We start from the raw sequence: 16,382 nt of genomic DNA on the forward strand, positions 1-16,382 counted from the left end.
TAATTCTTGTATTAAAGAACTAAACAAAAAAAGGGGATAAAAGCCTAAACTTTCATCCCCTTTTTAAATTATTAAAGTTACAAATTAGTTTTCACTTTTATGTTTTACAATCATGTTGTAAATTTCATCTTTTAGTTTTAACTTCTCTTTTTTCTTAGATTCAATTTCAAATTGATCAGCGTGAGAATTTTCTAAATTTACAATTTCATGATCTAAATCATTATGTTTTTCAAAAACTCTATTAAAGTGAGAGTCTTTTTGTTTTAATTCAGCAATGATATCTCTATACTCGTGAAACATTTTGTGTCCTATTATTTAAATTTTGATTCTTTATTATACAAACTATGTTCTTAAAATTTTGTAAAAGTATTATTTACTATAACTTAACTTCTATAGTCAGCATTTATTTCTACATATTTATAACCTAAATCACATCCATAAGCTGTGAATTTACCATCACCTAAACCAATATCACAAATAATTTTGTATTTGTCTTTTTTTAAAACTTCAAAAGCTTTTGCTTCTGTTGCTGCATCAAAACAAATTTCACCTTTATTAAAAACAATAACATCATTATATGAAATTACAAGTTTTTCTTCATCACAATCAATTTTTGAAGCTCCAATAGTTGATGCAATTCTTCCAAAATTTGGATCTTCTCCAAAAAGTGCAGTTTTTACTAAAAGCGAATTTGATAAAGCTTTAGCAGCAATTTCAGCTTGTTTATCATCTTTTGCATTTATAACTTCAAATGCAGCCACTTTTTTAGCGCCTTCACCATCTGCAACCATTAACATTGCCATATCATACATAACAAGTCTTAAAACTTCTTTGAAAGCCTCTTTATCATAAGCATTTGATTTTCCATTTGCTAAAACCATAACTGTATCATTTGTAGAAGTATCACCATCAACTGAAATAGCATTAAAAGTTGTCTCTTTATTTATATTTAAAGCCTCTTTTATATCTTCATAAGGAGCGGCTGCATCTGTACAAATAAAACATAACATTGTTGCTAAGTTTGGATTTATCATTCCTGCACCTTTTGCAACAGCTCCAATTTTAAATGAAGTTCCATCTTCAAGTTTCACTTCATACATACAAGTTTTAGGATATGCATCTGTTGTCATAATTGCTTTTGATAAGTTTTCACCATTTTTAGCTGTTAAATCAAACTTTTTAGCACCAGTTACTAATTTTTCAATTGGTAATGGATTTCCAATAACTCCAGTACTACTCATAACTGGATTAATCAAATCAAAATCAAGTTGAGAAAACAAAGTATTGATTGATTCTATTCCTTTTCTTCCAGTAAGCGCATTTGCATTTTTTGAGTTTATTAAAACAAAATTTGTTTTGAAATTTTCACCATATTGTAAAAAATGTTTTAAAGGTGCTGCTTGAAACTTATTTTCAGTAAAAACCGCTGCAACAGTACAAGTCTCTTTTGTATAAATAAATCCTAAATCATTATTTCCATTTGGTTTAAGACCTGCATGAATTCCATCACAATAAAACCCATCAATTTGATCAAAAAACCCTTTAATTGGTAAAATAGTAAACATTTTATATATCCTCTGGTTGTTTATTTAAAGTTAAAATTCTTTTTGCTCTTACTATTCCACTTTGTGAGCCAACTAGTAAAAGTTTGCTATTTGCATTTATCATTGTTTCAGCTTTTGGCATTTGAATAAATCGTCCATTATTTTCTGTTATTCCAATTACTGAAACCTTTAATGTGTCTCTTAAACGTAAATCTTTAAGTTCTCTTCCAACAACCCAAGATGTCTCTTTAACAAAAACCTCTTCCATTGCTATTGGAGTATCAATTTTATATAAAAATTCATCAAGAATGTTTTCCATATCTGGACGAATTGCCATTGCACTTACTCTTTTTGCCATAAGTGATGGAGTTGCAACAACTTTATCAGCACCAAGTTTTTTTAATCTTATTTTTTCATTTAATGTTTCTGCATTTGAAATTATTAAAAAAGGTAATCTTCCTAACTCTTTTTCATATAATCTAACAGAAGCAATAAGCGTAATATTATCCGAAATATTTTTTGATAAAGATATGGCACCTTTTGCAGAACTTAAGTGAGCTTTTAAAAATGCTGTCTCTTTATATGGTTCTTCTTTTACAAAATAAGGGTAACCATTTTCTCTAGCAATGTCTTCAATATTATCACTTGGATCAACTACAACAAAAGGAATATGATTTTCTCTAAATTGTCTTGCTAATTGTGCTGTGTATTCATTGTGATAACAAATCACAAAGTGTCTTCTTAATCTTGCTATTTTGTAAAGCATTTTTCTCTCCTTTAATAGCTCTCTTAAATTACCATTCATAAAAACATCTATTACAATACCGACTGCAAACATTGTACTTGCAAAACCAGCATACATTAAAAATGTGGTAAATACTATTGTTTCATTTTTAAAATTTGATTCATTTAAAGCACCAAATCCAGTATTTGTAAGAGTATATGCAGTCTGAAAAATAGCTTGCATAACTGTATAATTCTCAAAATAAACGTAAGCTAGTGTTCCAATTATCATCAATAATTGAATAATTATTAAAGGAAATCGTAAAGGTTTTAGCTTTGAATAAATAATTGGATTTAAATCATATAAGGGTTTAGCTGCTTTTATTTCCCAGCCAATCGTTTTTTTAAATTTAGTGAAGATACTCATGAAAGCACTTTATCTAGTGCTTCTTATGAGTGTTTTTTAAGCGTTCTTAACTCTTTAGCAGAAATTCTTAGTTTTGTAGTAGTTCCATCTTCAAGTGTAACTCTAACTGTTCTAATATTTGGTAAAAATCTTCTTCTAGTTCTGTTCTTTGCATGACTTACGTTGTTACCAACCATTGGTCCTTTTCCAGAAATTGCGCATTTTCTTGACATTTGTTTTCCTTTTTTTTATAGTGAAAAATATTTGCGTATTTTATCTTAATTTTCTTAAGTTAAATTTAAATATTTGATATTTCTTCATTAAATCTTTTCAAATTATTTTCTATACTACACTCTTTAGCTAGCTTGTTATTTTGTTCTTTAATATTTTCTAACTCTTTTTCATCCAATAATATAGCATCAATCTTAAATGCAATAGTTGCATCTGTTGGACTACTCATTGAAGCAAAAACATCAATCACCTCTTTTGCATCATTTTTAATACTTAAAAAAACTACACATTTACAAAACATAGCTTTTAATATATTTGTAGCAAAAGATTTATTATGAGTTGGAAGTAAAAATATATCACTTACTAAAAACAACTCATCAAAATTTTTATAATCATCAATAAGTATAATTTTTTCTTCAAGTTTTTTATATTTTGGAAGTGAAAATTGTAAACTTCCTATTTGTCTTTTATCACCCGCAATTATTATTTTAAAATTTGAATAATTTAGATTTGAACAAATATCTAAAAACTCTTTAATTCCTGATGTTTTAAAATTTTTTGCTGTAAAAAATATAAGTTTTGTATCAAAATTAATATTGAATTTTTTATAAAAATCTATTTTTATTTTATCTTCATTTTCAATATTTATATTTATTGAAGGATAGATAACTTCAATTTTTTCTGATGAAATTTTTAATTCTTCTAATATCTTATTTTTTATAGAAAATGAATTTACTATTGTGATTTTTGAATTTTTTATATTTTTGATTGATTTTTCATCTAAAGAACCACTATGAAAATATACATCTGCATATTTTTTATTGTTAAATAATTTTTTAAAAAAACCTTTATTATTTATAACTTCAATATTTTCTTGTTTTTTTAGCTTTTCTATTAGAATATTTGTTGTTTTATATGAGATTGTAGTTTTCATCTAAATACTTTCTTGACTTAAAATAACTCTTATTATAGTTAAAACTGCTTTATGATAATATTTAATAAATAATATATAGAAAAAGGATTTTTTATTCAAACAAATAAAAAGAAAATAATTTATCTTGACAGAGATGGAGTTATAAATAAAGATTTTGGATATGTTTATGAAATTGATAAATTTGAGTTTATAAATGGAGTTTTTGAAGCTTGTAAATATTTTATAAATCTAGGATATGAAATTATCGTGATTACAAATCAATCTGGAATTGGAAGAAATTACTACACGAAAGAGGATTTTATAAAACTTACAAATTGGATGAAAAATGAGTTTAAAAAAAATGGCATTAATATTTTAAATGTCTATTTTTGTCCTCATGCTCCTGAAGAAAATTGTAATTGTAGAAAACCACAAATTGGTATGATTACACAATCATTAAACGATTTTGATATAGATTTACAAAAATCTTGGCTAATTGGAGATAAAATGAGTGATATTCAAACTGCAATTAGTGCAAATATTCCAAATAAAATATTAATTTCAAAAGAGAAAGATGATAAAGTTTTACATGTAGTTGAAACTTTATTTGATACAATAAACATAATAAAACAGTAAGGTCTAACATGAAATATACAGATATAAATTTTAATAAAAAAACGATACTAATTACTGGTGGAGCTGGTTTTATAGGCTCTAGTTTGGCTTTTTATTTTCAAAATAATTACCCAAAATCAAAAATTGTAGTTTTAGATAGTTTTAGAAGTGGTGAAACTTTTAGTAATGGAAATTTAAAAAGTTTTGGTCACTTTAAAAATCTTTTAGGTTTTAAAGGCATTGTTATAAGTGGTGATATAAACGATAAAAGTGTTTTAAAATCTTTAGAAAAAAATTATAAATTTGACTATATTTTTCATCAAGCTGCTATTTCAGATACAACTGTACAAGAGCAAGATTTAATGATAAAAACAAATGTAAATGCTTATGAAGATTTATTAAAAATTGCAATAAAGCATAAAGCAAATATGATTTATGCAAGTAGTGCAGCAACTTATGGAGATAGTGATAGATTTGAAGTTGGGTATGAACAGCCAAATAATGCTTACGGTTTTAGTAAAGTTATGATGGATAATGTGACTTATGAGTACTTAAAAAAAGATTTAGATATTTCAATAGTTGGATTAAAATATTTTAATGTTTATGGACCAAGAGAGTTTTTCAAAAATAAAACTGCATCAATGGTAGTTCAATTTGGACATCAAATACTAAAAGGACTTACTCCAAAACTTTTTGAAGGAAGTGACAAAATATTAAGAGACTTTATCTATATTGAAGATATTATTCAAGCAAATATAAAAGCTTGTACTCCTAAAAAATCTGGTGTTTATAATGTTGGAACAGCAAATGCTAGAAGTTTCGAAGATATAGTAAATATCTTGCAAAAAGAGTTACAAATAAATAATGGTAAAGAGTATATTCCAAATCCTTATGTTGGTTCTTACCAATTTTTCACACAAGCAAATATAGAAACTACAACGAAGTATTTAGGATATGAACCAAAATTTAGTTTAGAAGATGGAATAAAAGCATATATTCCTGAAATTTTAAAACTATTTAAAGAAGAAGTAAAATAGATGAAAATGTTGAGTAAAAAACCAAATATTTTAGTAATTGGTGATTTGATGATAGATCACTATTTATGGGGAAGTTGTGATAGGATTTCTCCTGAAGCGCCAGTTCAAGTTGTAAATGTAAAAAAAGAGAGTTCTGTTTTAGGTGGAGCAGGAAATGTTATAAATAATCTTTTTACTCTTGGTACAACTGTTGATGTAATAAGTGTAATTGGAGATGATAATGTTGCAAATGAACTAAAAAGTTTATTAGAAAAAATCAAAATATCAACTTCAAATTTAATAGTTGAGAATAATAGAAAAACATCTAAAAAAAGCCGACTTATAGCTTCACAGCAACAAGTTTTAAGATATGATATGGAAAGTATTGATGATATAAATGAAGAAAGTCATAAAAAAATCATCTCAAATCTTGAAAAAAATATTAAAAAATATAGTTCAATTATACTTTCTGATTATGGAAAAGGTGTATTAACTACAAAATTAACACAAGATATTATAAATATTGCAAATAAAAATAGTGTAAAAGTTTTAGTTGATCCAAAAGGAAAAGATTATAGTAAATATAAAGGTTCATATACTCTTACTCCAAATAAAAAAGAGGCTCAAGAAGCTACAAATATAGATATAAAAGATGAAAATTCTTTAATAAATGCTTTAAAAGATTTAAAAGAAAAATGTGATTTAGAAGTATCTCTTATAACTTTAAGTGAACAAGGAATTGCTATTTTTGATGAAAATCTTACTATAAAACCAACTGTTGCTAGAGAAGTTTATGATGTAACAGGAGCTGGTGATACGGTAATTGCTTCAATTGCTTTTGCTTTAGGAAATGATTTAAATATAAATGAAGCTGTAAGTTTTGCAAATTTAGCAGCTGGTGTTGTTGTAGGGAAACTTGGAAGTGCAACAACGACTTTAGATGAAATTTACGAATACGAATCAAGTTTACACAAATCAAATTCAAACTCTCATATAAAAACTTTTGAAGAGATTGAAAAATTAGCAGCAAAACTTCATAATCTTGGTAAAAAAATAGTTTTCACAAATGGTTGTTTTGACATACTTCATGTAGGGCATGTAAAATACCTAGAAGAAGCAAGAAGTTATGGTGATGTTTTGATACTAGGTTTAAACGCTGATAGCAGTGTAAAAAAACTAAAAGGTGAATCAAGACCTATAAATAATCAAGATGATAGAGCATATATTTTAGCTTCACTTGAAAGTGTAGATTATGTAGTTATTTTTGAAGAAGAAACTCCTTATGAGTTAATTAAATTAATTAAACCACATGTTTTAGTAAAAGGTGGAGATTATGAAGGTAAGGATGTTGTTGGTCAAGATATAGCAGATGAATTAAAATTAGTAAAATTTGTAGATGGAAAAAGTACAACAAATACGATAAAAAGGATACAAGAAAATGAAAAGTGCAATAATTAAAGAGTTTTTAGCACATCAAGAAACAATAGCAAAAGTTATAGAAACTATGCAAGAGCCTTTAGAAAAAGCTTCAAAAATTGCAGTTGAAACTTTAAAAAATGGAAATAAAATCTTACTTTGTGGTAATGGAGGAAGCGCAGCAGATGCACAACACTTTGCAGCAGAACTAACAGGGAGATATAAAACAGAAAGACGAGGATTACCAGGAATTGCTCTTACAACTGATACAAGCGCACTAACAGCTATTGGAAATGACTATGGATATGATAGAGTTTTTGATAGACAAGTTGAAGCTTTAGCTTCTAAAGGTGATTTACTTATTGGTATTTCTACTTCAGGAAATAGTACTAATGTAATAAATGCATTAAAAGTAGCAAGGGATTTGGGTTGTAAAACTATTGGTTTAACAGGACGTGACGGAGGAAAAATGAACGAACTTTGTGATATAAATTTAGTTGTTCCTTCAAATGATACTCCAAGAATACAAGAGATGCATATACTTTTTGAACACACAATTTGTCAAATTATTGATAATGAATTAAGCCATTAACTATTGATAAACTAAATTAAAATAAAATTAAATTTTAAATAAGAAGGTAGATTATTTCTTCCTTCTTTAAACCAAAAATTTGAGGTTTTATGAAACTTATAAAAGAACTTTTTAAAGTTTATCTGCTTTTTGTTGCTCTTTTTTTAATTGGAAGATTTTTTTTCTATCTGTTATATTTTGAAAGATTTAATGATATATCATTTTCTGAATCTTTATTAACATTTATTTATGGATTAAGGATGGATACAATAGTTATTTGTATAATTCTTATTATTCCAACAATTTTTTTAGCTATTACTCCAAAAATATTTTCAAATTTCATCTCAAAATTTTTAAATATTTATATTCTGTTTTTTTTACTAATTGCATTATTTATTGAATGTGCATCTTTTCCATTTTTTGTACAATATGATTTAAGACCAAATTATCTTTTTATTGAATATTTGGAGTATCCACAAGAAGTAACTTCTTTACTTTTTAAAGATTATAAATTTCAATTTATTGCTGTTTTTATATTAATCATTGCAACAATTAGAATATATTCTAAATCAAAATTTATAAATTTTGAACAAGTATTTAAACAAAATTATATATCAAGAATTTTAATTCTTGCACCAATTTTATTAGTTTTGTTTTTAGGTATTCGTTCATCTTTAGGGCACAGACCTGTAAATATTTCCGATGCATTATATAGTAAAAATAGAGTTATAAATGAGATTACAAAAAACTCTTTGCATTCTCTTGGTTATGCTTATTATTCAAATAAAAAAGCTGAAAACAATATATCAAAATATGGGAAAATTGATATAAAAGAAGCATATAAAGTTGCTTCTTTGGCTATTGGTATTAATTACAAAGATGAAAAAAAACCTTTTTATAGAGAAGTTAAATCAAAATTAGCTTCAAAAAAACAAAAAAATCTCGTAATTTTTATACAAGAAAGCATGGGTGCACAATTTACTGGATTTATAGGTAAACAAAACTTCACTCCAAACTTAGATAACTTAGCTCAAGACTATCTATCATTTACAAATTTATACTCGAATGGTACAAGAAGTGTTAGAGGTCTAGCCGCACTTACTAGTGGGACTTTGCCAATTAATGGAATTGAAGTAATAAAAAGAAATAAGTCTCAAGAAGATTATTTTACTGTTGCTAGTTTATTAAAGCCTTATGGTTATAAATCAAGTTTTATTTATGGTGGAGAAGCAAGGTTTGACAATATGAAAGGTTGGTATTTAGGAAATGGTTTCGATGAAGTAATTGAACAAAAAGATTTTACAAATCCAATTTTCACTAGTACTTGGGGTGTTAGTGATGAAGATTTAGTCATAAAAGCAAATGAAAAATTCAAATCTTATTATGAAAATAATGAAAAATTTGTAAGTGTTATGTTTAGTTCTTCAAATCATATGCCTTTTGAACTTCCTGATGGAAAAATAGAATTTGAAAAAAATATTCCAAAAACTAGTGTAGAGAATGCAATAAAATATGCTGATTTTGCTATAGGAAAGTTCTTTGAACTCGCAAAAAAAGAAGATTATTTCAAAGATACTGTTTTTGTAGTTATCGCTGACCATAATGTAAGAGTATATGGAGATCAAATAGTTCCAATTGATATGTTCCAAATTCCAGCTGTAATTGTAAGTAGTGATATTCCTCATCAAATATTTACTAATTTGACTTCACAAGCAGATGTTTTAGCAACAGCATTGGATTTAATAGGTATTGACTTATCTTATCCAATTCTTGGAAACTCAATATTTAAAGATAATAAAAAAAATATCAATTTAATGATTTTTGATGAAATTTATGCTTATAGAAAAGAAGATAAAGTTGCAATTTTAGTACCTAATATGCCAATAAAAACTTATTTATATAAAGATAAAAAATTAATAGAAATAGAAAATGATTTAGTTTTAGAAAAAGAAGCTTTAGCTTTAATTTATGTTTTGGATGATATGTACAAAAATAAAAGTTATAAATAAAACTTAGAAAATTTATTTTTATAGTTTTACAATTACATTTAAAACATCAACAGCTGTAATATCTTTCATACAGTTATGATGTTTTAATGGACAAACTCTTTTCATACAAGGTGCACAATCCAAATTCTTTGTCACAATTTCTCCATTTGGATTATTCCATTGATTTGTTTCAGTAAATTTTGTAGGACCAAAAATTGCTATTGTCTTCACCTTATAAGCAGCTGCAATATGCATCGGACCACTATCATTTGTAACAAATAAATCAAGTCCAGCAATTTTTTCAATAAGTTCAGGAATTGTAGTTTTACCAGCTAAATTTTGGTAATTTGTTATTCCTTTTGAAACTAATTCAGTTTCTATATCTTTTGCAATATTAGTTTCTGCTGGTCCTCCAAAAATTACGATATCATATTTTTTTGACATCTCAATTGCAATTTTTGCAAACTCTTCTGGGTACCATCTTTTTGCACTTCCATAAGTGGCACCTGGATTTATTCCTAAAGTTGGTTTACCATAATTAAAAGGTTTAAAATAAAGTTTTAAATCCCCTACTTCATTTTGCAAATTTAAAACTTTATTTACAAAATCATTATATCTAATACATAAATGTATCTCTTTTTTTGTAAGACGTCTATAATTAAACTTTTTCTTTGCTTTTATAAAAAACATCATAAATTTAGAAGAGATACTTCTTCTAAATGAAATTGCTAAATCAACTCTTCCGATACTTTTTGCTAAAGAAATAAGATTTTTATATCTATTTCCACTTTTTTTTGTATCATCAACTATTACTCTTTTTATATTCGGATAACCTTGAAAAGCTTGAGTTGAAACAAAAGATCCCAAAAGTGTAATTTGAGCATCGGGATATGTTTTTATCAAATTTTCTATTGCTGGTGTTGCCATAATAGCATCTCCCAACCAAGAAGGTATTTCTATAAATATTTCTTTAATCATTTTTTTTAATCATCTCTTTAAAAGCATAAAATTGAGGATATTTTATAATTTCTCCTCCTCTATTATCAACCAATCCATATCCTGGAGCAATTAGTTGATGCCAATAAACTCTTTTTATTTTTTTACTTTTTTTTGCTATTTCAAAATACTCTAACATATATTTTGTATATTCTTCATTTGAAACACACTCTTTTTCACTTGTAGGAGCATAAGGCACTCTGTTTTTTATAGGCCAGTTAACTTCAGTTATATATATTTCATTTTTACATTTTGGACTTAATTTTACTAAAGAAAAAAGTAAGTCAATTTTATTTTTAAAATCAAAAAAAAGATATTGTTTGTTTTTTGCACTTCCTCGTCTATCTACATAAAGTAAAGAGCTAACTATATCATATTTTATATCTTCAAAATTAAACATAGCTCTAACATTATAGTAGTATTCAAAGTCAATAACACTAGGTCCTAAAAGTTTTATATTTGGAAATTTTTCATCTTTTAAATTTTGAGCTACTTTATAGAAATTTACATACTCTTTTACGCTAAAAAACCCCCATTTTGCACGATTTATTGTAGTTGCTATTTGAAATTCGCTTACAAAACTGCCAAATTTTATAAAAATTAGTTCCAAATTTTCTTTTAAAAGTTTGTGATTTTCTATATTTTCTCTATCTTGCATGATATTTAATAAAATATTCTTTTTTGATATTTTATTAAAACTTTGGGCAAAATCAACATAAGAATCAATATTTTTTATATCGCATAATGGCAATCTAATTATTAAGTTTTTTACTTGAAGTTCTTCTACTAATTCAACTTGACAATTGCCTTTATCAAGATTCACTCCTAAGCCATAAAAATCGTCATTTGAGAATTTAACTTTTCCTTTAAAAAATTTCATAAAAAGTATTGCCATAGGTAGAATAAAAAAAGAACTGATAAAAAGCTTTATAAAATCTTTTAAATGCTTTTTTCGCATAGCTTTCTTGTAAGCTTTATCTTTAATAACTTGAGGTTGATCAGAGTAATTATCCCAAACAAAAAAATTTTTATTCACTAATTAACTCTTTTAATCTGTTTTCTATTTTTTCATAATCTTCTTTTGTATAATCAAAATTAATCATAAAATTGTTTTGATTTTCTTCATTACTTATAGTTGCCCATCTTTTACTACTTGCAAATAAAGAATCTCCAAAAAACGATAAAGTTTTTGTATTTGTTGCTCCTGCAAGGTGCATAGGTCCCGTTGAAGTGCTAATAAATAGATAACTTGAAGCCAAATATTTAGTAAATTCATACAAAGAAACTTTTGAATCAAAAATTGTTGCTTTAAAATCAAGTTTATTTTTTATATATTCTTTAGAAACACCATCATCTGGTCCAAAACTAAAAACTATTTCATAATTACTATCTTTAATACTTCTTGCTAAATTTATATAATCATCTAATCTTAGATTTCCATCACTACTTCCACCAAATCCAACATGAAAAATTACCCTTTTTTCTCTTTCTACTTTAATATCTAAAAGTGGTTTAGTAAAATCAAGTTTTATATCTGGATATATTTTTTTTGCCAAATCAAGATTATATCTCCACTCTGTTTTTGCAACTTGACTTCTTCTTTGTTTTACTCTTTTATTAAAAAAAAGTTGTGCTATTTTAGTAGCTGGCGCTACTCTTTTTTTTATACCACTTTTAAAAAGAAGTTTTCCTAGTGTTATATCAATATACGCACTAATACTGGCATCAAATTTTTTTTCTTTTATCTCTTTTAATGTTTTTGATAAATTATTTTTATCAAATAAAATAACATCATCTATAAAATCGATATTTTTTGCAAAATCAAAATTTACTTTTGATACAAGTGCTGTCAATTTTGTATTAGGATATTGCTCTTTAATAGCTTTAAAAAGAGGTAAAGTTACGACAAAATCACCTATTTTATCGTGTCTTGTTATTAGCAAATTCACTATTTTTTACCTCTAATTTTTCTTTTAAATTCTACAAAATCTTTTAGTTTTTTATCACATTTTTTCAAAATATCAATAGCTATTTTTTCATCATTTTGTGATAATCTTGCATACTCAGTTGCAATTAATTTTAAACTATCTTCATCTAACCATAATTTTGCAAAATTATCTAAACCAGTTTCTAAATCAATATTTTTAAATTCCATTCTATTTATATCAACCACACTAAAATCATATTCATCATTTTTATTTTTAAAAACTAATATATTACCAGCTGAATAATCTTTGTGATAAACACTATTTTTATGTAAATTATAAGTAAATGCAACAAATCTTTTTATAATTAATTCTCTATCATTTAACATCGTATTTCTTAATGGCTCACGAATAGTAAATAAATAATCCAATTTTTCACTAATAAAAAAACTTTCTTTAAATAAAAAGTTTTGATAAAACTCTATATAACCTATCGGAGTTGGAGTGTTTATATTTAAATTAATAAGTTTTACAGCATTTTCATAAGATTTCTTTGCTTTTGAATCTCTAAAATATGCATAAACAACTTGATTTATAATATTTGGAATTTTAAAAGCTTTAACAACTGTTTGAATATTTTTATATTCTATAACTTTTAATTCATTTCTAGCTTTGTGAATAGTATTTGAATTTTGTTTAAAAAAATTTTTAATATTTAACAAAAAATCTTTAATATTTTCATAATTTTTATTTAATTGATATTTTATATTCAATTTATTCCCCTTGTAATAAAGGGGATATTTTAGCAAAAATTACATATTTTTAAATTTAATCAATACTGTTTAAGCGAATATTACAAATATATTTATATAATTTCTACTTTTATTTTAATTGGAGGATAATATAAATGAAAAATAATTTTTCTAAATTTGCTTATAACCTTTTGTTATCTTTTATAATAACAATACTTTTTATATGTTTTGAACAAATCTTTAGAATTTATAATAACATTTTAGTTTTTAATTTAGATATTAAATCTTTTATTGAACAACTAATTTTAAACTTAGCTATAATCTCTATCATAAAAAGTAGAGCTATATTTGTAATATATATTATTTTAGCAATATTTGCATGGTTTCAACTTTTACACTTTTCATATTTTGGAACTTGGATTTTTCCTTTAGAATATATGTTGTTCTTTACAAAATTTAAAGAAGTATTTGATACATTTAAATCTGTTACGAGCATAATTATTATTCCAACAATCATGTTTTTTATATTATTAGTTTGTATTTATTATTTATTAAAAATAAGTGAAAATAAAAGATTAAAAGTTCCTTATTTATCTTATTTTTTAATTATTGCAATTTTTATAAATCCTATTAGCTTATATGTAAAAGACAATACTAGAAAAGGTCATCGTCCTTCAGTCGAATATTATCCAATTAAAAATTCATATTTATCTATTAGTCATCTTTTTGCGATTATTTTACCCAAAAAGTTTATATCACATTATAGTGGATTAGAACAACCAATTGTCTCAACTCCAAATCTTATTTTAAAAAATCCTAACATCAATATTATTGTAATTATGGGAGAGAGTGCAAATAGAAATTTTATGTCTTTATATGGTTATCATATAAAATCAACTCCTTACTTGGATACTTTGAAAAATGATAAAAATTTTATTTACAAAAGTGCTATATCATCAGGAGTTGTAACAGATGTTGGAATTCCTAATTTTTTTAATATGATAAAACAACCAGATGGTGTTCCTCAAGCAATTTCACAAAATACTTGTTTATTTAAAATGGCAAAAGAAAATGGTTTCCAAACATATTTTTACTCAGCACAAGCACGAAATCAGTTAGCTCAGCTAAAAAGCTATCTTTGTACTAATTTTATTGACGATTATTTTGATGGTACAAATTTAACTAAAGAGGCAAGCACACCTGCACTTGATGAATATTTAATTACAAAGATAGATGATATTGATTTTTCAAAACCAAGTTTCATAGCACTTCATCAAAGAGCCTCTCATAGTCCATTTTATGATACATATCCTAAAGAATTTGAAATATACAATAAAGAAAATATTGAAGATAAAACTTTAAGTCAAACTCTTATTGACTATCTAAATTCAGTTCGATACACTGATCATGTTATAGAAAATATTATCAAAAAAATAAGTGAAAAAACAGATCGTCCAACATATTTTATATTTACTTCTGATCATAGTACAAGTATAGAAAAAAATAGAAATGGACATGGAAGACTTGATTTTGATTCTGTTTGGCAGATTCCTTTTTTTGTCTATGGAATAAATAATCCAAAAGATTTAAATAACAATTTTCAAGATTTTCCATATATTTCACATTATCAAGTTGGAGATTTAGTAAGTTATCTTTTAGGATATCAAAAACACTATGATTACTTTAATACTAAAGAAGATTATTATGTTTGTGGGGCCGATATTTCTGGATTTGATGGAATTCTAAGAATCTCTTTTGATGAAAAAAACGATCTAACAAAAGATTTTGATTTTATAAAGTAGCAAATTCTTTGCTACTTTTATAAATATTTTTTAATAAATTTATCCCATCTTCTATTTATTCTTTTTCTTGCAAAATATGGTATTTTATTTGGAAGAGTAAAATAACTAACATCACCTAATCCATCAATTAATACTAAATCAAAATCTGTTTCACTATTTTTTCTAAGAAGTATATTTTTAGGCATCATTCCATAATTAAAAATTATACAATTATCTAAAAAATATTGCTTATATTCTTCTAACTCTTTTTTATATTTTAAAACACCATCCTTTTTTAAATAATATTCAAATGTTTTAGAAACTTCACCATCAAAATCTCTTATAAGTTCAACAACAAATCCAGCTCCTTTGTCTGTTTTAACTTCACCAAAATATTTTGGAAGATGTTTAAAATTTATCATTCTTCTTTTTTCTAATTCTTTATAATAATTTACTTCTAACTTAGTTTGTTTGCTCTCTTTTCTATTATTATTTTCATATGTAATTTTTATTGCTTTATTTTTATCTTCAGGATGAATATAACAAGCTCTTTCATTTCCTTTTCCAACAAAATCTTCATCTTTTAATATTATCATTTTATCTCCTATTTTAAATAATCTTTTAATATTTCATAAAAGAACTTTGTAGATTCTAATTTATAAGAACTATGAACATGGTTTTCAGCATTTCCCATATTTTCATTTATAGGATATAAGTATTTTTCTATAAAAGTTATATTTTTAAATTCTCTTAATATCTTATGCTGTTCATCAATAACATTTGAATATTTTTGATATAAATCATAATGCAATGTACCTTGAATATAAAAAACTTTTACATTTTTATCTTGTAAATAATCATCTAGCATTTTAAATTCTTTATTTTTTGAAGAATTTATTAATTCATAATCGATATATTTATTGTTATTTAATTCTTCATTAATATTAAGTAAACCATTTTTATAAGTTTCTTCTTCATCTCTACTTTTTTTCTCTTTTTTAAAAGCTTTTTTTATTGATTTGAGATTCATATATTTATACTTAAAACAACTAATATTATCTAAAAATTTATATGCTGTTACTTCCTCATTTGATAAATTATCTAATGTTGAACAATATCCACCATCAGAAAAAGGATATTGCCAAATAGATGGATTCTGCATTATTACAATGTATTTAATTTTGTCGTTATTTTTAATAATATTTCTAATCATATTAAATGTTGCAGAAATATTGTGTGCACCAGCAGTTAAAGCTAAGTTTGAAACACTTTTATTATTTAATAATGTTGAAAAATATTTTTCATCCAAACCATACTTTAAAGAACTATCTCCAACAAATACAATTTCACTTTTTTCATTTTTAGACTGTTCTACTCGCTCTTCACTATATTTTGCTAACCTATCATTTGAATACCCTAAGAAAGACAAATAAAATAATACAATTGAACTAATTAATGAAAGACAAAAAAATAATTTTATAAATAATTTATTGTTCATTATTACC

General features: G+C 24.9%; 17 protein-coding genes. 6 read left to right on the plus strand and 11 right to left on the minus strand.

What is annotated here, in order from left to right; all coding sequences use genetic code 11:
- Positions 1-84 precede the first annotated feature (84 nt).
- The 5 genes from CKV87_RS08960 to CKV87_RS08980 form a co-directional block, all read right to left on the minus strand.
- Entirely contained in the window at positions 85-300 is a 216-nt protein-coding gene (locus tag CKV87_RS08960) for a YdcH family protein (protein ID WP_004511163.1), read from the minus strand.
- Positions 301-383: 83 nt separating this feature from the next.
- Positions 384-1,565 carry a bifunctional glutamate N-acetyltransferase/amino-acid acetyltransferase ArgJ gene (argJ, locus tag CKV87_RS08965; RefSeq protein ID WP_012147748.1) on the minus strand — a complete coding sequence of 394 codons (1,182 nt, stop codon included), beginning with the start codon at positions 1,563-1,565 and terminating at the stop codon, positions 384-386.
- Position 1,566: 1 nt separating this feature from the next.
- A complete protein-coding gene (locus CKV87_RS08970; RefSeq protein ID WP_012147749.1) occupies positions 1,567-2,694 on the minus strand; it encodes a potassium channel family protein in 1,128 nt (375 codons plus the stop codon).
- A gap of 23 nt (positions 2,695-2,717) precedes the next feature.
- Complete coding sequence (gene rpmB / locus CKV87_RS08975) at positions 2,718-2,906, minus strand: 50S ribosomal protein L28 (protein WP_004511166.1); 189 nt, start codon at positions 2,904-2,906, stop codon at positions 2,718-2,720.
- A gap of 65 nt (positions 2,907-2,971) precedes the next feature.
- Positions 2,972-3,838, minus strand: coding sequence for a glycosyltransferase (locus CKV87_RS08980; RefSeq protein ID WP_012147750.1), 867 nt, complete (start codon positions 3,836-3,838; stop codon positions 2,972-2,974).
- Positions 3,839-3,955: 117 nt separating this feature from the next.
- On the opposite strand from CKV87_RS08980, the gene gmhB reads away from it, so the two are divergent.
- The 5 genes from gmhB (at position 3,956) to CKV87_RS09005 (ending at position 9,444) form a co-directional block, all read left to right on the plus strand.
- Positions 3,956-4,453 (plus strand): D-glycero-beta-D-manno-heptose 1,7-bisphosphate 7-phosphatase, encoded by a 498-nt coding sequence (gmhB, locus tag CKV87_RS08985; protein WP_080504841.1) that lies wholly within the window; start codon positions 3,956-3,958, stop codon positions 4,451-4,453.
- Positions 4,454-4,461: 8 nt separating this feature from the next.
- Positions 4,462-5,469 (plus strand): ADP-glyceromanno-heptose 6-epimerase, encoded by a 1,008-nt coding sequence (gene rfaD / locus CKV87_RS08990; protein WP_012147752.1) that lies wholly within the window; start codon positions 4,462-4,464, stop codon positions 5,467-5,469.
- Entirely contained in the window at positions 5,470-6,906 is a 1,437-nt protein-coding gene (gene rfaE1, locus CKV87_RS08995; protein ID WP_012147753.1) for a D-glycero-beta-D-manno-heptose-7-phosphate kinase, read from the plus strand.
- Positions 6,887-7,456, plus strand: coding sequence for a D-sedoheptulose 7-phosphate isomerase (gmhA, locus tag CKV87_RS09000; protein WP_012147754.1), 570 nt, complete (start codon positions 6,887-6,889; stop codon positions 7,454-7,456). The genes rfaE1 and gmhA overlap by 20 nt, the downstream gene beginning before the upstream one ends.
- Before the next feature lie 89 nt (positions 7,457-7,545).
- The gene (locus tag CKV87_RS09005) at positions 7,546-9,444 is read left to right on the plus strand and encodes an LTA synthase family protein (protein WP_012147755.1); all 1,899 of its coding nucleotides are present in this window, start codon (positions 7,546-7,548) and stop codon (positions 9,442-9,444) included.
- An 18-nt stretch (positions 9,445-9,462) separates the two neighbouring features.
- Here the strand turns inward: CKV87_RS09005 and CKV87_RS09010 are convergent, their stop codons facing one another.
- Genes CKV87_RS09010 through CKV87_RS09025 form a run of 4 tightly spaced genes read right to left on the minus strand, consistent with a single transcriptional unit; the run spans position 9,463 to position 13,117 of the window.
- The gene (locus CKV87_RS09010) at positions 9,463-10,401 is read right to left on the minus strand and encodes a glycosyltransferase family 9 protein (RefSeq protein WP_012147756.1); all 939 of its coding nucleotides are present in this window, start codon (positions 10,399-10,401) and stop codon (positions 9,463-9,465) included.
- Positions 10,394-11,455 (minus strand): hypothetical protein, encoded by a 1,062-nt coding sequence (locus tag CKV87_RS09015; protein ID WP_012147757.1) that lies wholly within the window; start codon positions 11,453-11,455, stop codon positions 10,394-10,396. Before CKV87_RS09015 ends, CKV87_RS09010 begins: the two co-directional genes overlap by 8 nt.
- Positions 11,448-12,368 carry a glycosyltransferase family 9 protein gene (locus CKV87_RS09020; RefSeq protein ID WP_012147758.1) on the minus strand — a complete coding sequence of 307 codons (921 nt, stop codon included), beginning with the start codon at positions 12,366-12,368 and terminating at the stop codon, positions 11,448-11,450. The genes CKV87_RS09015 and CKV87_RS09020 overlap by 8 nt, the downstream gene beginning before the upstream one ends.
- The gene (locus CKV87_RS09025) at positions 12,368-13,117 is read right to left on the minus strand and encodes a lipopolysaccharide kinase InaA family protein (RefSeq protein WP_012147759.1); all 750 of its coding nucleotides are present in this window, start codon (positions 13,115-13,117) and stop codon (positions 12,368-12,370) included. The genes CKV87_RS09020 and CKV87_RS09025 overlap by 1 nt, the downstream gene beginning before the upstream one ends.
- 134 nt (positions 13,118-13,251) lie before the next feature.
- Between CKV87_RS09025 and CKV87_RS09030 the strand changes: the two genes are divergently transcribed.
- Positions 13,252-14,898 carry a phosphoethanolamine transferase gene (locus CKV87_RS09030; protein ID WP_012147760.1) on the plus strand — a complete coding sequence of 549 codons (1,647 nt, stop codon included), beginning with the start codon at positions 13,252-13,254 and terminating at the stop codon, positions 14,896-14,898.
- A gap of 17 nt (positions 14,899-14,915) precedes the next feature.
- Here CKV87_RS09030 and CKV87_RS09035 read toward each other — a convergent pair whose 3' ends face one another.
- Positions 14,916-15,473 carry a PhoP regulatory network YrbL family protein gene (locus CKV87_RS09035; protein ID WP_012147761.1) on the minus strand — a complete coding sequence of 186 codons (558 nt, stop codon included), beginning with the start codon at positions 15,471-15,473 and terminating at the stop codon, positions 14,916-14,918.
- Positions 15,474-15,481: 8 nt separating this feature from the next.
- Entirely contained in the window at positions 15,482-16,375 is an 894-nt protein-coding gene (locus CKV87_RS09040; protein ID WP_012147762.1) for a hypothetical protein, read from the minus strand.
- Positions 16,376-16,382 lie beyond the last annotated feature (7 nt).

Source organism: Aliarcobacter butzleri, from assembly GCF_900187115.1.
GTDB classification, from domain to species: domain Bacteria; phylum Campylobacterota; class Campylobacteria; order Campylobacterales; family Arcobacteraceae; genus Aliarcobacter; species Aliarcobacter butzleri.

What these genes read in the sequence shown, in the direction of transcription:
- CKV87_RS08960 (WP_004511163.1), bottom strand. Translation starts at nt 300, where the DNA reads ATGTTTCACGAGTATAGAGATATCATTGCTGAATTAAAACAAAAAGAC.
- rfaD (WP_012147752.1), top strand. Translation starts at nt 4,462, where the DNA reads ATGAAATATACAGATATAAATTTTAATAAAAAAACGATACTAATTACT.
- gmhA (WP_012147754.1), top strand. Translation starts at nt 6,887, where the DNA reads ATGAAAAGTGCAATAATTAAAGAGTTTTTAGCACATCAAGAAACAATA.
- rfaE1 (WP_012147753.1), top strand. Translation starts at nt 5,470, where the DNA reads ATGAAAATGTTGAGTAAAAAACCAAATATTTTAGTAATTGGTGATTTG.
- CKV87_RS09030 (WP_012147760.1), top strand. Translation starts at nt 13,252, where the DNA reads ATGAAAAATAATTTTTCTAAATTTGCTTATAACCTTTTGTTATCTTTT.
- argJ (WP_012147748.1), bottom strand. Translation starts at nt 1,565, where the DNA reads ATGTTTACTATTTTACCAATTAAAGGGTTTTTTGATCAAATTGATGGG.
- CKV87_RS08980 (WP_012147750.1), bottom strand. Translation starts at nt 3,838, where the DNA reads ATGAAAACTACAATCTCATATAAAACAACAAATATTCTAATAGAAAAG.
- rpmB (WP_004511166.1), bottom strand. Translation starts at nt 2,906, where the DNA reads ATGTCAAGAAAATGCGCAATTTCTGGAAAAGGACCAATGGTTGGTAAC.
- CKV87_RS09005 (WP_012147755.1), top strand. Translation starts at nt 7,546, where the DNA reads ATGAAACTTATAAAAGAACTTTTTAAAGTTTATCTGCTTTTTGTTGCT.
- CKV87_RS09035 (WP_012147761.1), bottom strand. Translation starts at nt 15,473, where the DNA reads ATGATAATATTAAAAGATGAAGATTTTGTTGGAAAAGGAAATGAAAGA.
- CKV87_RS09010 (WP_012147756.1), bottom strand. Translation starts at nt 10,401, where the DNA reads ATGATTAAAGAAATATTTATAGAAATACCTTCTTGGTTGGGAGATGCT.
- CKV87_RS09040 (WP_012147762.1), bottom strand. Translation starts at nt 16,375, where the DNA reads ATGAACAATAAATTATTTATAAAATTATTTTTTTGTCTTTCATTAATT.
- CKV87_RS08970 (WP_012147749.1), bottom strand. Translation starts at nt 2,694, where the DNA reads ATGAGTATCTTCACTAAATTTAAAAAAACGATTGGCTGGGAAATAAAA.